The organism is Lujinxingia litoralis, from assembly GCF_003260125.1.
GTDB lineage: Bacteria > Myxococcota_A > Bradymonadia > Bradymonadales > Bradymonadaceae > Lujinxingia > Lujinxingia litoralis.
Genome location: NZ_QHKO01000005.1, coordinates 287,152 through 303,587 on the forward strand (window position 1 = coordinate 287,152; position 16,436 = coordinate 303,587).

At 64.9% G+C, this 16,436-nt stretch carries 12 protein-coding genes; 4 read left to right on the forward strand and 8 right to left on the reverse strand.

The genetic code is table 11. The annotated features are described in order from the left end of the window. Positions 1-64 precede the first annotated feature (64 nt). Complete coding sequence (locus DL240_RS12685; protein WP_111730271.1) at positions 65-904, forward strand: mechanosensitive ion channel family protein; 840 nt, start codon at positions 65-67, stop codon at positions 902-904. Here DL240_RS12685 and DL240_RS12690 read toward each other — a convergent pair. From DL240_RS12690 to DL240_RS12715, 6 genes are read right to left on the reverse strand one after another with little or no spacing between them, the layout of a single operon-like run. Continuing rightward, positions 894-2,408, reverse strand: coding sequence for a hypothetical protein (locus DL240_RS12690; protein WP_111730272.1), 1,515 nt, complete (start codon positions 2,406-2,408; stop codon positions 894-896). The genes DL240_RS12685 and DL240_RS12690 overlap by 11 nt on opposite strands. Beyond that, on the reverse strand, positions 2,405-4,993 hold the full coding sequence (locus tag DL240_RS12695) for an Hsp70 family protein (protein ID WP_111730273.1): 2,589 nt from the start codon (positions 4,991-4,993) through the stop codon (positions 2,405-2,407). The genes DL240_RS12690 and DL240_RS12695 overlap by 4 nt, the downstream gene beginning before the upstream one ends. Then, entirely contained in the window at positions 4,990-5,370 is a 381-nt protein-coding gene (locus tag DL240_RS12700) for a hypothetical protein (protein ID WP_111730274.1), read from the reverse strand. Before DL240_RS12700 ends, DL240_RS12695 begins: the two co-directional genes overlap by 4 nt. Next, the gene (locus DL240_RS12705) at positions 5,367-6,674 is read right to left on the reverse strand and encodes a hypothetical protein (protein ID WP_146618276.1); all 1,308 of its coding nucleotides are present in this window, start codon (positions 6,672-6,674) and stop codon (positions 5,367-5,369) included. The genes DL240_RS12700 and DL240_RS12705 overlap by 4 nt, the downstream gene beginning before the upstream one ends. Before the next feature lie 52 nt (positions 6,675-6,726). Then, positions 6,727-7,779, reverse strand: a complete 1,053-nt coding sequence (holA, locus tag DL240_RS12710) for a DNA polymerase III subunit delta (protein ID WP_111730276.1) — start codon at positions 7,777-7,779, stop codon at positions 6,727-6,729. Next, entirely contained in the window at positions 7,772-8,305 is a 534-nt protein-coding gene (locus DL240_RS12715; protein WP_158542544.1) for a hypothetical protein, read from the reverse strand. Before DL240_RS12715 ends, holA begins: the two co-directional genes overlap by 8 nt. 269 nt (positions 8,306-8,574) lie before the next feature. Here DL240_RS12715 and rpsT point away from each other — a divergent pair, with 269 nt between their 5' ends. Further along, positions 8,575-8,847, forward strand: a complete 273-nt coding sequence (rpsT, locus tag DL240_RS12720; protein WP_111730278.1) for a 30S ribosomal protein S20 — start codon at positions 8,575-8,577, stop codon at positions 8,845-8,847. 108 nt (positions 8,848-8,955) lie between these two features. On the opposite strand, the gene DL240_RS12725 is transcribed toward rpsT, so the two are convergent. Then, positions 8,956-9,525 (reverse strand): hypothetical protein, encoded by a 570-nt coding sequence (locus DL240_RS12725; protein ID WP_111730279.1) that lies wholly within the window; start codon positions 9,523-9,525, stop codon positions 8,956-8,958. Between the two features lie 129 nt (positions 9,526-9,654). Between DL240_RS12725 and ftsH the strand changes: the two genes are divergently transcribed. Together ftsH and DL240_RS12735 are read left to right on the forward strand one after the other, a co-directional pair. Then, complete coding sequence (ftsH, locus tag DL240_RS12730) at positions 9,655-11,622, forward strand: ATP-dependent zinc metalloprotease FtsH (RefSeq protein WP_158542545.1); 1,968 nt, start codon at positions 9,655-9,657, stop codon at positions 11,620-11,622. A 54-nt stretch (positions 11,623-11,676) separates the two neighbouring features. Beyond that, positions 11,677-12,474 carry a CvpA family protein gene (locus DL240_RS12735; protein ID WP_158542546.1) on the forward strand — a complete coding sequence of 266 codons (798 nt, stop codon included), beginning with the start codon at positions 11,677-11,679 and terminating at the stop codon, positions 12,472-12,474. 647 nt (positions 12,475-13,121) lie between these two features. On the opposite strand, the gene DL240_RS12740 is transcribed toward DL240_RS12735, so the two are convergent. After that, entirely contained in the window at positions 13,122-16,280 is a 3,159-nt protein-coding gene (locus DL240_RS12740; protein WP_111730282.1) for a tetratricopeptide repeat protein, read from the reverse strand. Between the last annotated feature and the right edge of the window lie 156 nt (positions 16,281-16,436).

A 16,436-nucleotide genomic window follows, 5' to 3' on the forward strand; every position in this document is an offset into this window, starting at 1 on the left:
CTGCTTCCCAAGGGAAGGGGGTTGGCATTAGATGCGCGCGCTGCGCGAAAAAGGAGTGACGTAGATGTTTGATGTTCAACAGCTGGCTGAGCAGGCCGGGAATTGGTTGACGACCGAAGGGCTGGCGTTGGCGCGCAACCTGGTGGTCTTTCTTCTCATCATTGCTGCGGGCTTCATTGCCGCGCGTATTACGCGTAAGGCGATCAAGACGGCGATCAAGCGCTCTCGTCTGGAGCCTTCGGCGCTCTTCACCCAGTTTGTTGTCAACACCGCCAGCAAGTCGGTGGTGTTGCTGGCGTTTGTGGTGGCGCTGGGGAACCTGGGTGTCGACACCGGCGCGCTTATCGCCGGTCTCGGTGTGACGGGGCTGGTGCTGGGTTTCGCGCTCAAAGACACGCTGTCGAACTTTGCGGCCGGGATGCTGATCCTGCTCTACCGTCCCTTCGACATCGGGCATTTTGTGGAGATCACCGGGATCACCGGCACGGTGCTCGATCTGACGCTGGTTTCGACCGTGCTGAGCACGCCGGATAACAAGCGAATCACGCTTCCGAACTCCAGCGTGTGGGGCAACCCGATCACCAACTTCTCCGAGGCCGACACCCGTCGCGTCGATGTGCCGGTGGGCATTGCCTACGATGCGGACATCGATGAGGCGAAGGCGATTTTTGATAAGATTCTGGCCGACAACCCGAAGGTGCTCCAGGACCCGGCACCGGCTGTGGTGATGACGGGGCTGGGGGACAACTCGGTCGATTTTTCGATGCGGGCCTGGGTCGATACCGACGATTACTGGGCGGTGCACTCCGCGCTGATCCGTCAGGTCAAGTACTCGCTGGATGAAGCCGGCATCGGCATCCCCTTCCCGCAGCGGGAGGTGTGGTTCCACGATCTTAAAGACTGATCGCGAGCCAGCGAGCTGAGAGCGCCGCGTCCCTTCGGGACGCGGCGTTTTTAAGGGTTTTGGATTTTACATAATTAAAAATATCAGCATCCACGCCGTGAACGGGCTCCTGGCGAGCGCGTTCGGCGGTGAGGAAGCCCGAGGCGTCGAGTCCCCGGGCATACTGGTGGGCGGCAAGTGTCCACCAGCCGTAGGAGGGAGTGGGGCCGAGGCTGTGATACGCGGCCAGGTGCTCCAGCGGGTCGGCGAGCGCTACGAGTTGCGGCCGGTCGAGGTGTTCGAAGAGACGGGGCCACAGGAGCGCGAGAACCCGCAGTGAGGTGCGCTCCTCTCCCAGCGCGGCGCAGCTGGCGTTGAGTCGATCCAGGGCCACGCCCGGGTTGGCGTGTGCGTCCAAGGCGTGCAGCGTGTCGGTGAGGGCCAGATAAAAGCGGGCGATGACATTGGTGCTGGCCAGCGCGGGGGAGGCCTCGGATGAGGGGGGCGCGAAGAGCATCCCGAAGCTGCGTGCGGCCGGCCCCCAACGCTCGGGCTCCATGGCGTAGAGCGCGTCGAGGTGGGCGCGGGCCTGCTCGATGCTCGTCGCCGTGTCCAGGGGGGCATCGACCAGAGATTGCAGGGCCTGGCGCGCCTCGAGGTGGTGCTGCCAGTGCGCGCGCTGATCGGGAACCACCAGGGCGTCGAGAAGTTCGGGCAGGCGTTCAGCCTCAATGCGGTGAAGGTGCAGGGGGGCGCGGCGTAGAAGTCCTCGGGCGCTTTCCTGCAACATCTCAGCGGTGATGCCAGGGGCCTCGTTGCGCGCGTGCAGGCGATTCAGATCGAGGAGCATGTCAATGGCGCGTACCCGATCGATCCAGCGCTCGCTAAAGGTCAGGGCGTGCGCCATCCAGAGCTGCTCTTGAAGGTCGAGCTCAGCCCAGTTCAGTCGGTTTAAGACCGGATAGGCCAGATGGCGTTCCTGGCCACAGGTAAGCCGAAGCGCCGCCTGGCGCATACGGCAGTGGCGCGCAAAACGGGGCTGTGCGCCGGCCTCGGCACGCCTGGCGGCGCTTTCCAGGGCTTCGAGGACCAGGTGAAGGTTGGTGTCTGGGCGTTGTTCCAGGCCATGGGCCTTCAGGTAGGGCCCCAGGGGCCAGGTGTGGCGAGCCACCGCCAGCCAGCTCCCGAGCTCTTCCAGGGCGCGAGGTTGGGAGAGGTCGTGGAGCTCGCCAAGCGCGTCAAGCAGGGCCTGCTCGCGCGCTTCGCCGGTGCCCAGCAGGTGGTCGGCGAAGAAGTTCAGAAAGGCGCGATACTCCGAAGCGTCTTCTAAGTGGGCGGCGATCTCGGTGGCCTCCATTAAGATCTCCACCCATCGTGACGAGGGGGCCGGGTGATTGGCGATCCAGGAGGCCTCATCCACCAGGGAGGCCAGGGCATCGGCCCAGGCTCCGCGTTCGCGCAGATGGCGGTGGCGCGCTGCAAAATAGCTTGCGCGCGCCTGGTTCAGGCGATCACTCAGGCTCATGCGTCCTCCGCCCGTTTTAGCAGGCCCAGGGTGCGCACACGTTGGAGGCGATCGTCGAGCTGCTCCAGGCGCAGGCTAAGCTGCTCCAGCTCCTCCTGGTGGCGGGCCATGGGGGCGCCGTTGGCGGTCTCGCCAATGGACTGCAGGGGGGCCTGGATGTCGGCGGCCAGGGCCGCGTCAATGTCGAGCAGCTCGGGTTCCTGGAGCGCACGCTCGTCAGGGTCCGGGCTTCGGGTAAACTCGCGAATCTCCTGCCGGAGCCGGGCCGCGCGCAGTTTCAGGACCTCGTGGACGCGACGGGCGTAGGCCTCGGGATTCGTTCGGAGGAAGCGAGAGTCGTCCTGGGCCACGGTCTCATAGATGGCCTGTATGCGGTCGGCGAGTTGGCCCCAGGCGCGATCGTCGTCCTCGTGCCAGACCCGGCGAACTTCGGCCTGAAGGGTCTCCAGGCGGGCACGCCAGTCGTCCTGGTTAAGCCCCTGCAGGGTGCCGCCGCGACGAAAGACCGCGCGGCGAATCGCGTTGAGAGTCGCTTCCACGCGTGTGAGGCCGGGGACGCGGGTGGGCCGGGGCGCAAAATCGTCGAGTAAGCCCCGGAGGCGATGCGCCAGGGCCTGAAGGCGTACCGGGTCCTGGTGGACAGCGGCTTCAATGCCCGCGACAAGGGGGATGACGCGATCGGCGAAGCGTTCGGCCTCAAATCCCCAGAGGCGCGCGCCGACCTGATCGGCGCGCATCAGCAACGCTTCGATCGTCGGCCAGTCCAGGTGAGCCGGGGCCTGGGGGGGATCGATGCGGACCCAGAAGTCCTGAGGTCCGATGGTGCCGCGCGCACTCATGCGCAGGGCCTCGTCGACGTCCAGGTCAAGCGTCAGCGGCGTGCCCACCGGCGTGTGCTCGGGCAGGGGGAGCACCAGAGTGTGAATGGGCAGTCGCTCCTGAAAAAGCCGCAGCACAACCGCGGCGCTACGATCGGCGGTCAGCAGGCGGTGTGTAGCACGCGTTGGCAGATGCGCGCCTCGGGGCACCAACATGTGGCGGGAAGGGTGACCATTTTCGACGACTTCCAGGAAGATCGCTTTGGAGAGCACCGCCGGGTTGCTCAGGGTTGGAGCCGGCGCTGGCAGGGACTCTGCGGCGCGCATCGGGAGCCACATCGTCAGGGAGGCCACGGGAGTGCCGCTGGCGTCGACCGCCACGGCCCTCGGGCGCTCCGAGAGGCCGCCGGGGTAGCCCGGTAGAAAAAAGTTCCATTGCCCCGGAGCATGCCGTCGAAGGGGCGCCCGGGCCAGCACCTCGCCGCCGGGGGCATGCAGCTCCAGGGCGTGGGCGTCTTTCTCGGGGCTGAGTTCCATCTGTCCGCTGAGCGGATCGCCGGGGGCTGCGGGGAGGTCCTCGAGTTCCAGGGCGATGTCTGCGCGTTCGCCTTCGATACGCACGCGTCCCAGGGTCGCGGCGTGCAGTGCGGCGCCCAGGGCCACGCACATCTCAGGCTCATCGCTCAAGGGCGCCGTCGCTCGGGAGATGCCGGGGCCGCAGAGCGCCGCGGCGATCGCCTCCTGTACGGCCGGCACGTAGGTCGAGCCGCCCACCATGAGTACGTAGTCAATGTCGGCCAGTCCGACCGCGGCCTGCTCCTGGCTCTGGTGAAGGGCGCGCTGACAGGCGGCCAGCGTCCCCTGGAGGAGGTCGGAGATCGATGTCGTAAAGTCGTTCCGACTTACCTCGAGGTCGAGATCCACCCGCTGTCCCTGTCGATCGCTAAAGATCTCCGAAACCTGCAGGTGGGCGACGGCCTGGTCGGTGAGCCGCTCTTTGAGCACGCGGGCATGACGGGCGAGCAGCTCAAAGCGCAGGTGGTCGTCTTCGCTTTCCAGCGTGGTTCCCAACGCGTAGCCGGCCTGGTTGAGGCGAGCGCGCAGCAGGTCGGCCAGGCGGCGATCAAAATCATCGCCGCCCAGGTGATTGTCGCCGTCGATCCCGAGCACCTGATACTCGCCGGCGATGCAGCGAATTACCGAGACATCGAAGGTGCCGCCCCCCAGATCGTAGACGAGGAAGTTGCCGTCGTTGAGCTGATGCTTCCAGCTGTAATACATGGCCGCGGCGGTGGGCTCTTGCAGCAGGCCAATCACCTCCAGTCCGGCCAACTCCCCGGCCTCGCGAGTGGCTTCGACCTGAGGAAGATCGAAGTAGGCTGGGATCGTGATCAGCGCGCGGTTCAGGCGAAGTTCGGCGCCTTCCTCCCGGTCGCGAAGTTGTTCGGAGAAGCGTCCGGTCAGCGCGGAGAGTAGATGCCCGGAGGCCTCGGTCGGGGTGAACTCTCGGTCGTGAAGCCGCAGGAGGGCGCGCTGCCCCATGCGGCGTTTAAACGAGGTCAGTGGGGTGACCGGGCCAAACTGTCCCTCGATGGCCGGCCAGCCCGCCACCAGATCGCCGGCCGGAGAGAGGCCAATGGCCGAGGGCATTACGTGGCGGTTGTGTTCGTCACTGAAGGACAGGGGGTGGCTGGCGCCGGGCAGGTAGACTGCCGCCGCGCTGTGAGTGGTACCCAGATCGATGCCAAAGGGGATGGATAGCTTCACGCCTCTTCTCCGTGAGCAGCGTCAAGTCCAGGCCAGAAGGGGGGAGTAAGCCTGGTGAGGTTGTGCTGGCGGGCGTCCATGTTGAGCGCATCCTCAAGGGTTGGACGCAGCGCCGGCAGGGCGGGGGGGGCGGGCTCGGGGCGCTCGCTCAGCCGGGCAAAGGGATCGCGCAGCGAGGTGGCCCGCGGCGGCGTCCAGATCGCCTGGGCCAGGCGCTCGGCCGGGTCGGTGGTCAGTGTGCGCCAGTCATCGCGAAGGCGCTGGCGTTCTTCGGGCGGTAGCGTTCGCGCGAGCTGCTGCAAGGTGCGGGTCAACTCGGCGGGACTCTGGCGAGGATCGAGATCGCGTTCCTCGAAGATGGTGGGCGGCAGGGTCATGGCGTGTCTCCGGGGATGCCGAGGCGCTCGCGTTCGGTCACGAGATCGTGGCGATAGTCCTGGAGACGCTCGTTGGCCGGAAAGAGGGTGGCGGCCTCATCCAGGTACGATTCCACTCGCGCAAGAGCATCACTCAGGCGCTGGCGCAGAGGACCCAGGGCGACACCGAACTCGGGGGTGGCCACGATCTTCAGCAGGTCGCGGTTGGCGCGCTCCATCAGGAGGTGCGAGAGCAGGCGGCTGGCGTTGCGATGCCCCTCACACAGGGCCAGCGCGTGGCGCAGGTGCTCTTCTCGGCGGTTCAGGGAGAAGGCGAACTCCGACTCAAAGGTATAGAAATCGGCCAGTGCCCCGCCCAACTCCAGATGCTCCTCTGAGGGCAGGGCCTCCAGACGCGAGGCGAGCGGTCGCAGCGCGGGCACCAGGCGTTCGACCACCTCGGTTTCGTCGTCGCGCCCCAGGCGGCGAAGCTCCCAGATCATATTGAGGCCCACGCGCAGGGCGGCCTCGTCGCAGCGGTGTGGAAAACCCAAAAGGCGGCAGCGTTGCTCCAGGCTTGCCAGCAGGGGGAGCGCATCTGCCATGGACAGGGTCGTAAGATCCAGCGACTCAATCGCGTTCTGGAATGCGTCGATGAGGCGATCTTCAAGCGTGCGGTGCATCTGCTGCAGGCGGGCGTGGCCCCCGCGGGCCAGCGCGCCCTGCGAGGTTTCGAGCTGCTCCCTGGCGAGCGTCAGCAGCTCGGTGCCAAAGCGCAGCGGGCGGCGCTCCGGAGCGCGGTGGAACTCGTCGAGGTAGAGCGCCTCCAGCGTTTGGGTCAGCACCGGGGAGAGTACGGGGCTTAGCGCCGTGCGGCGCGTTTGCTCCAGGAGCTCCTCGGGGCCTTCGGGAGCGCACTCACACAGGTAGTGTTCCAGGGCCTCGCCGGCGTCGGCGGCCAGCCAGGAACTCAACGCCTGTACAAAGCTCCAGCGCGCCAGCTCCAGATCGGCGCTGGCCAGCAGCCGGGCAAACTGCCGGGAGAGAAAGAGGGCGTTGTGGTGCTCGGTTCTCGCCGACATCCCCGCCTGACGCGCGCGCTCCCACACAGCGGGCCAGGCCGCCGCTTCGCCGAGCGCGTCCTGGAGCATCGCCCAGGCGGGATCCTCGCTCAGGGAGCGTGACCAGTCGCTGAGCGCGTCGCATTGCTCTGGGGTAAGTTCCGTGGTGCCTGCAGAGAGTCGCCGCGCGAGCAGGGGCAGGCGTTCCCGAGCGTGAAGCAACCATCGAAGCTCGCGATCTTCGCTATACGTGCTGCTCGCCATCGGTGCGGTGCTCGGGCTTTTCATGAGGGGGAATCATCAACAGATAAAGGGATCAGCCAGTCGAGTGCAGCGCGCGCATGCAGATCTGGGCAAAGAGCTCCTCGAGAGTCACCCGGTCCGGCAGCGGACTCGACTTAAGCGCGTTGTCCACCTCCAGCATTCGGCGAAGGATAGACGCCAGTTCCTCCACGGCAAAGGTGCGGGCGTGGCGCTGGTAGTCTTTGACAAAGAAGGGAGAGACGCCAACGGCCCGGGCCGCGTCGCTGTTGTTGGCGTTGCGCAGGCTTGGATCCTGGAGTCGTGCCACGATGCGGAAGTGACGCGCGATCATGTGGCTGATCACCAGCGCGGACTGCCCGTCTAAGAGCATGCGCTCCATGATCAGCAGCGCCTTTTGATAGTTGCGCTCACCAAGGGCATCGGTCAGATCAAAGACGGTGCGCACCCGGGTGTGGGCGATCACCTCCTGGACTTCGTCGAGGTCGACCTGGCGGCTGGACTCGCCATTGCGCGGGCCCACATAGAGGTCGATCTTCTCCAGCGCCTGCTGCAACTCGGCCATGTCCGTGCCGACCGCGTCGACCAGGTACTGGGTCACCGGTCGGCTCAGGCGCATCCCGCGGCTGGCGGCCTGTTTCTCGAGAAAGGCCGGGATGTCGCTCTCGTAGAGGGCTTCAAACTCGCAGACCTCAGCGGCCTTTTTGAGCTTTCGGATCACGCCGGAACGCCCGTCGATCTTTTTCTGGGCGGTGCGCGCGTGCAGGATCAGGCAGGTGGTCGGACTGGGGTTGGTGAAATAGTCTTCCAGGTGCGCGAGCTCCGAGAGGGGAATCTCCTGCATGTCGCGCACCACGACCAGGCGTCGCTTCGACATCATCGGCAGCATCTCGGCGGCCGCACGGATGGCTTCGCCGCTGGCTGAGCGCCCCTGGAAGGTATCCAGGTTAAAGGCATTGGTACCTTCGGGCGCGGCCGCGGCGATGAGCGCTTCAACGGCTTGATCCAACAGGTAGGTCTCGGCCCCATGCACGTAATAAATCGGAGCGACCGGACCTTTTTTCAGGTCGCGGAAAAACTGGCGGGCGCGTTCGGCCTTTTTACTCATGCGCGGTCTCCCGGCGGTGGTGACGATCGATGAGATACGCCACCCGGGTGGCGATCTGGGACAGGGCGTCGGCCGCAGCGAGCTCCCGGGCGCGGTCGGTGGACTGGAGCGCGGCGGTGCTCGAAGAGAGCGCCGGATCCAGCGCGTCGGTGTGGACGCCGGTGGCCTCTACCCATTCCAGGTCGGTGCCGCGGTAGCTGAGCGGGCAGCTCAGATCGACCTCGGCGACCAGGGCCTGGTCAAAACCGGTGCTTCGGTGGGCTCCGATCGCACATCGCAGGGTGTAGTCCGCATCCGGCGCGCTGGCCAGTCCACGGTCAAAGAGCTGTGCACTTAACAACGCGCGTAGTGCCGGGGTGTTTAAGCCCAGTTCGGCCGGCGCGGCGATCGAAACCACATTGACGTGGCTCTCGGAATGCGTGAGATCGTTGGCGAAGCGGTAGGGCCCGCAGCTCGCGAGCGCCAGCCCCAGGAGGATAGCTCCGGCCCGTCGTAGTCCCCGGTGATTGTGAGTCAGCTCAGGCATCATGGCTCTGATCTACTTCAGAGCCCGGTCCTCGTCCATGTGGGTTGAATGGGCCGCGCGGCCATCTCGCTGGCTTGACAGCTCCCCGGGCCGGTGCTACCTAATCGCGTCCTGCGAGTGACCTGTATTTGACGTCTCGGTCGCCTGATCTCGCAGCAACTTCGATAGAAGCACAAGATAACGTTTAACTTTTCGATACATCCCGACCCTTTGAGGCGCCCGTCACGGTTGATGAGCGCGAGAGGGGCGGGGCGAGCAAGGAGATTCTCGTGGCGAATTCAAAGTCTGCTAAAAAGCGCGCGCAACAGAACGTGGTGCGTCGTGACCGCAACCGCAACGTGCGCTCGGCCCTGGGCACCAAAGCGCGCAAGTTCCTCAAGGTCGTGGAGTCCGGCGACGTGAGCGCCGCTGAAGTGAGCTTCCGCTCGGTCGAATCGGCGCTTGATCGGGCCGCGTCCAAGGGTGTGATTCCCCGCAAGCGCGCCGCTCGCAAGGCCAGTCGTCTTGCGCTGCATCTGGAAAAGATGCGCGCTCAGGGCTGAGTTCGCTCAGTTCTATCTGAACGTTGAAAACCCGGCCCAGTGCCGGGTTTTTTTATGCGCCGAAAAAGGTTGTCATGGGGGAAGGTGGGTGCAGGTTTGATGCGCCGCTCAGGGGGATTCGGGGAGGGCGTAGAAGTCTTCGTAAGGAGGGCCGCGGCGCACCACAAAGTTCCACGAAGCGCTGAGTCCTTCCAGGTGCGCCTCACCACTGCGAGCGTCGATTGCCCGGGCATCGGTAAGGGTGCCTGCGACCAGGCCCCGGGCCTCCGGCTCCAGACTCTCAAAGCGCAGGGTGCCCTCAAGATCGTAGGAATGATGGGCGGGGTAGCAGCTTGAGAAAAACGCGAGGCGCGCGCGGGCGATGGCCTGAGGGGCGTCCGGGGAAAGCATGATGTCCACGCCGATCAAGGGTTCGTCGGGGCGAAGAAGTTCGATGTAGAGGACATCGTGGCGGGCATTGATATCGGGCGCTGACTGCAAGAAAACGCCCAGCTTCTCGGCGCGCGAGCGCAGGGAGAGGAGCTCTCCCTCAAAGGGAAAGCTCGCGGCGACGCAGGCCGGCGCGGCGCTGGCGTCCGCGACATCGATCCGGGCGAATTCTTCCGGATCGCTACAGGCGCTCAACACAAGACAGACGGCAAGGGGCAGGGGGCAGCGAAATGCACAGCGGTGAGGCATGGTCGGAGGGCTCCAGCGGCAGGACCCGGGGGCTTGCGGCGCGAATTGACCGGCGCCTGAAGGCACTTAGGTTGAATGGCCGTCGCGCGCCCGTCAAGCGCGCCGGTTTGACGATGGATGGAGTGCACGATGGATGAATCGCCCCACAAAGGGCCAGGCCCGGAATCCACCCCCGACCCGCTGAGCGCGGGTTTTACCTGGCGTACGGTGCTCGTGGCGCTGGCCGTGGGGTTGGGCGCGTTGCTGATTTTCTATCAGGTGCAGGGCCCGGGGGCCGTGTCTCAGATTCCTTATAGCGAGTTCAAAGGGCGCGTCACCCGCGGGGAGGTCTCCCGGGTGGTGCTCTCGGAGGGGCAGCTGGTAGCGCTTCCCACCGACGAGGCCCTGGCTCGGGAGCGCGACGTACGGGAGGACGAGGGGTTTGAGCGCTGGCAGGCCCATCGCCCGGCGGAGGACCAAGAGCTCTTGCCGCTGCTGGAAGCGGCCCAGGTCGTGGTGGAGGTGGCTCCCCGAAGTGGCTGTGGCGAGGGTGGTTATCTGTGGATCTGGGTGCTGGCCGCGGTGATGATCTTCGTCTTCTGGAGCTTCATGATTCGGCGCATGCAAATGCTCAACGCCCCGGGGCCCGGCAACAACTCGCCGGTGATGAGTTTCGGCAAGAGCCGGGCCCGGGTGTACGCCGAAGAGGGCACCGGGGTGACCTTTGATGATGTCGCCGGGGTGGAGGAGGCCAAAGAGGAGCTGCGCGAGATTATCTCGTTTTTACGCGAGCCCTCGCGCTTTACGCGTCTGGGCGGCAAGGTGCCCAAGGGCGTGCTCCTGGTAGGGCCGCCGGGGACGGGAAAAACGTTGCTCGCGCGGGCGGTCGCCGGCGAGGCCGAGGTCCCCTTTTTTAATCTCAGCGGCTCCGATTTTGTGGAGATGTTCGTGGGGGTCGGGGCCGCGCGTGTGCGCGACCTCTTTCAGCAGGCTCAGGAGAGCGCTCCTTGCATCATCTTTGTCGACGAACTCGATGCCATCGGAAAAGCGCGCGGGGCGGCAGGCTATCAGTCCAATGAAGAGCGCGAGCAGACGCTCAACGCGTTGCTGGTCGAGATGGATGGTTTCGATCCCCGCAGCGGTGTGATCATCATTGCGGCCACCAACCGACCCGAGGTGCTGGATCCGGCGCTCTTGCGCTCCGGCCGTTTCGACCGTCAGGTCGTTGTCGATCGCCCCGATAAGAAGGGGCGCCGGCGCATTCTGGAAGTTCACGCCCGTAAGGTGGTCATGGACCCGGAGGTAGACCTTGATGTGGTCGCGGCTCAGACGCCCGGGTTTGTGGGGGCCGACCTGGCCAACATCGTCAACGAGGCCGCGCTTCTGGCGGCCCGCAAAAACAAGTCTCAGGTGGAGTTGGAGGATTTTCAGGCGTCGATTGAGCGCGTGATGGCCGGACTGGAGCGAAAGAGTCGGCGTCTCTCCGAGAAAGAGTCGCGTATTGTCGCCTACCATGAGGCCGGTCACGCCATTGTCGCCGGAGCGATGGCCGACGCCGACCCGGTCCACAAGATCAGCATCGTCTCTCGGGGGATCGGGGCGTTGGGATATACGCTGCAGGTGCCCCTGGAAGACCGTTATCTGGTCACCCGGAGTGAACTCCACGACCGTATCTGCATGCTTCTCGGCGGCCGCGCGGCCGAGCATATCGTCTTTGGTGATGTGTCCAGCGGTGCGGCCAATGATTTGCAGCGGGTCACCGATATCGCGCGGCGAATGGTCAGCGAGTACGGCATGGGGCAGGCCATCGGCAATTTGAGCTACGGTGAGGATTCCAGCCCCTTTTTGAAGCAGATGGGCGTGGGCGCACGGGGCTACTCCGATCAGACCGCTCAGAAGATCGATGCCGAAGTCCAGCGAATTGTGGAGAATCTCTACGGTCGCACGCTGGATGTCTTGAACAAAAATGTGGATCTCCTCCACGAGATGGCCGATACACTACAGGAACAGGAGGTGCTTGAGGGCGCGGACCTCAACGCGTTGATGGAGCGCGTGCACCCTGCCGAGGCCGTGAGCGGTCTTGGGGAGGGGGCCAATGGACGCGCATCGGCGCCCTGAGTGAGGGCCTCTTCTGTACACGTTGAACGTTGATTTAGATGCATCGGAAGCGCAGTGACCCTCGACATCGTGGCAGCTTTTGTGTGGGTGGTGCTCGTGGCACTTGGGTGGCGTTCCGGAGCGCTGCGCCAGGTCGTGCGCATCATCGCGGCGGTCGCCGTGGTCGCGGGTTCCTCGTCGGTCTCTCCGTTTGTCCGAGACACACTCTTTGAGAGCTCCGGACCGGCCACGCCCGGAGTGGAGGCTCTGAGCCTGCTGCTCTCCGGAATCTTTATCTACGCGGGAGTGGTGTTTGCCGGCTGGCTGGCCGTGCGAATCCTTCGCATGGCGAGCGACACGCTGGGTAAGCTGGACCGCTTTGCCGGTGCGATGTTGGGCGCGCTGAAAGGGCTGATCCTGGTCTACTTCGCCGTCGTGCTGGTCGTGCTGATTGAGAATCCCCTCACCGAGCATGACCCCGATAACGCCCTGGGGCTTCAGGGGGGCCGGGCGGCCACCTTTGTGAAGGCGCATAATGTGCTGGCGCCCTGGCAGTTTCCCAACCTGCGTCGGCTACACGACGCCCTGGTAGGCGGGGCGCTGGCCGTCGAATTGCGCGCTCAGGATCGCGTACGCGCCCACGGGCGTGCCGCCGATTTCTTGAGGCGCGAGGCTCTCCAGGAGATGCTCGCCGACGAGGCCCTTATGGCCTGGGTACGCGAGGATAACTACGCGATGACGTTGGCCGACGCCCGGGTGCGTGAGCTGCTCAATGATCGCGAGGCCGTCGAAGCGATGCGGCAGGTGCACTGGTCAACGCTGCGCGACGATCTGGAGGCACTAAGCTCACCGGATGCCGCGAATGAACCTTGAGCGCTGCGCGGCGATGTACACATTTCAGGACGGTGCGGCGGCGCCGAGTACCGCTTTAAAAAATGCAAGATGGGGTGGTCCCGCGACTTGACGCGGTGGTCGAACTCGGGCATCGTCCGCGCAAGTTTTCGGCTCGGAATTTTTTCCCGGCCGAAAACGTCCTCGCACCAGAGCGTTCGTCAGCCTGGCGAGCGCGGTCTTTGACAAAAAGGAGCGCCATCTTGGGGTTATCCAGCTGATTGGAAAGGTCTTTTCTTCTGCAGAAGAGACCGGAAAGAAGCCGGCCCTGAACGACGAAATTGTCTTCAGCGGTCAAACCCGACTCGATGCCAAGCGCGCGATGCTGCGTTACTGGACCCGACACCAGAGTACTCTGGGAATGTCGTTAGACCAGTTCAGCGCACAGTGCCGTCTGCTCGCAGACAAGCGCACAATCGTGTACCGGGCATCTCATTGAGGAGCCATTCATGGAGGGCTTTAGTATCGAGGCTCATTGCGGTTGACGACAGTCACATCCGCAATGAGCCCTTTTTTTTGCCCCCTGAGTCTCTCTCCATGGAATCGACGCCATTGGCGCTCCTTCAAAAAAAAGCGCGGGCTTCAGAGCCCGCGCTTTTTTGCCTCTGACTAAGGAGCGTCGTCGCGCTTTAGTTGGTGCGGCGTTGGGCCAACTCGATAAAGCGTTGCGCGTCTGCGTTGTCCGGGTCGCGGCGGAGAACTTCCTGCCAGGCCTGAATGGCATCGCTATACCGGCCCTGACGAAAGAGCACCGTGCCCAGCTGCAACCGATACTCAAGATTGTCCGGGCGAGCATCAACGGCGCGGCGTTGGTAGCGCTCGGCCTGCGTTAGCTGCGCCTGATCAAAGAGGATTTTGCCAAGGCCGGCGTTAGCGCCGGCGTGGTTGGGCCGCAGGTTCAGCGTGCGTTCGTAGGCTCGGCGCGCGCCATCGAAGTCACCGCGCGCGTAAGCCTGACGGGCTTCCTGAAACGAGGCCTCTGCATCGCCGCGCGCTCCGGCGGAATCCTTGTTCGTACCTTCGGTGGGCCTGGCGGAGGTCTCCTGCTTCGCAGAGGGGGCCGACTTCTTCCCGTCGGAGGCTTCCTGGCGCGGTATGGCAGATGCGCTTTCCGTGTCGGTAGGCGCGCCCTTGTCTCCCTCAAGGTTTTCGACGTAGCGGGCCTGGATGGCCTCGGCGCGCTCGCGGAGCGCCGCGTCCTCCGGGGCGTGTTGGCTTGCAAATCCCGAGAGGTCGCGGGCGCGTTGCCAGTCTTTCTGAGCTTCGAAGCGACGGCTGGCCTCATCGGCGGCCTGGACAAACTCGGGGCGTAGCTCCTCGTAGCGCGTCGGTGCGTGGCGCTTAAGCTGGGTAAGGTATTCCAGCGCACTTGTGGGGCGCGGCGAGATGATCGCCCCGCGTTGCATCGCATCTTTGAACTGCCCCTCCAGGCGCTCAATATCCACCGCGGAGGTTTCGGTACTCGATTCCGGAACTTCCTCAGTGGGGGGCTCATAGGACTGAGTCACGAAGAAGATCGCGATGAAGATACCGACGAGGATCACGACGAGCCCGATGCGCACCAGGCGATCGCGAGCACGGGTGTCCTCCTGGGCCTGGCGCAGGGCGTCTTCGGCCCACGCGTCACCGCCGGCATCGCTGAACCAGCCTTCATCCATATCGCCGGACGTGTCGTTGCTCCTGGCGGCGTTGATAGCGCCGATGTTCAGTTCCTGAACATGTTTGGAAACCCGCGGGCTCGATGAGGCTTCGCTCGTTGCGGAGTCCTCGTTGCGGTCGGCTGTGGCGTTCGCGTCACGCTTGCCTTCCGGGCTTTTGTTGCTGGGAGATGGCGCGTCGGGACTGGAGACATCGCCCTCGGAGGTGTCGGGCGCGGGGCGCTCCTTCTCTTGCAGTTCCTCGGCTACTACGATGGAGGGGCCGGGGGGATCTTTCGTTCCTTCCGTGCTTTTTTCGCTGGGAGATGGCGCGTCGGGACTGGAGGCATCGCCCACGGAGGTGTCGGGTGTGGGGCGATCCTTCTCCTGGAGTTCCTCGGCCACCACGATGGAGGGGCCGGCGTCTTCCTTTTTTCGAGCGACTTCCGGGCGTCCAGCCACCTCGCCGGCCACCGCTGCGGACGCTTCTTCGGGGGCGGTAGCCGAAGTTGAAGTGGCATCGGCATCCGACGCTTCAGGCTCGGATGGAGGAAGCTCCTCGTCGGCGGTCTCGACTTCGTCGGAGAGTGTTTGCACCGAGACAGACGTCATCATCAACGTCTTCTTGTCGCCTTTCTCGGCGTCGATGGCCGTTGCTTTGGAGGCGTCGCTGGTGGCCGAAGCCTCCGGCTCGCTCACTGTGTTCTGGGAGGCGGATGCGCCACTCTCCGAAGGCGTCTGAGATGGCGAGGGCTCCACAGGATTGAGGGGCCGGGTGGAGGGTGAGAGCCGGGCGTCAGTTTCAGGCGACGACGTATCGGAGCCCTCCGGGGCGTCTGTTAGGGCATTGAGCGGAGAGGTCGTGTTCTTGGAGGCGCCTTCGCTCTCGCTGTCAAACGCATCGCCGGTGAAGGGGGCGGTGGTAACGGGAGGTCGACCCTCGCCGGGGTCGTCGATGATTACCCGGGGAGGACCCTCATTCTCGGCGAGATCCGCGTCCCGAGCCGCCTCCGGGTCGGTCAGGGCCGCCGCCGGAAGTCCGATCATGGTATGGCGCTCTTGCTGCGGTTGGGTTTCTCCGGCGACATCCACCTGCGCTCCGGCCGTAGCTGCGCCGGCGTAGGCGGGCAGGGCCAGCGGGCCGGTGCGGCCTTCTTGGCCGAACACAGGTCGGAGAGCGGGCTGCAGGGGCGGCGCGATGGCATCAGGAGAGCTGCCCAGCATCGTGGCGAGCGCGGCGATGAGAGCGGCCGGGGCCTGGAAGCGCCGGGATGGATCACGGGCCAGGCTCATCCGCAGCAGATCGGGAAGCGCCTCCGGGGCGTCACTCAGATCCACGCTCTCCAGAGAAGGAATCGGCGGATAGAGTGTCGGGTCGACGAGCTGCGCCGGCGTCGCGTCCGGGGGAAGCGGGGATTCGCCGCGAAGCAGTTCAAAGAGGATGGCGCCCACGCTGAACACGGCCGCCGGGCCGTGTGGCGCCGACGCGTCACGCAGCAACTCCGGGGCAACGTAGGCCGGTGAGAGGGGCAGGGCGTCGAGTGGGGTCGAAGCATCGATCGCCGGCAGTTCAGTGGCAAGGTGGCCGACCAACCAGCCCCCCAGGCGTAAGGTGCGCAGATCCTCGTCGACGTAGATCGAGGCTGGACTCACTCCGAGTGGCGCCGCGCCCCTGGCACCGATCCACTCCAGCGCCCGAGCCAGGCGGCAGCCCATGGCAAGTGCGTCGCGCCAGCCCAGGGGGCCGCGCGTGGCGATGAGCTGAGCCAGCGACGATTCCGCGCTGCTCTCTTCTACCAAAAAATAGGGGCGCTGTTCGGTGAAGAGTCCGGCCACACTCAGAATCTCGGGTGGCAGCGCCCCATCGGTGCTTCGAAGCAGGTTGGTGGCCTTCGCCAGGGTCTCTGGCGAGTAGTTGCGGTGGAAGATGCGCGTTTGCACGTCACTTCCATCGCTGAGCAGCCGCCCGTGGTAGAGTTCGCCCAGGTGGTCGCGGCGTAAAAAGGTATCCAGGTTGACCACGCCGGCGAGCGACGAACCGACCAGCGCGCCAGGATCGATACTGCCCCGGGTCAGCAGTCGAGTGCCATCGTGGGGGCAGAAGACCTCATCGCCCTCAAACGTCGCCGTACATGTTGGGCAGTACTTCACTAAATTTCCTCAGCGCAGGGGCCTGATAGGGAGATGGCCCGAAGGGGACATGTGCCAAATGCGCGCTATCGTACACACCGGGTCTGAACAGGCCAAGCCAGCGGTCGACCGAACACAGCGCGCGGGCAGTTGCTCGCGCGCGGATAACTCGTTTAT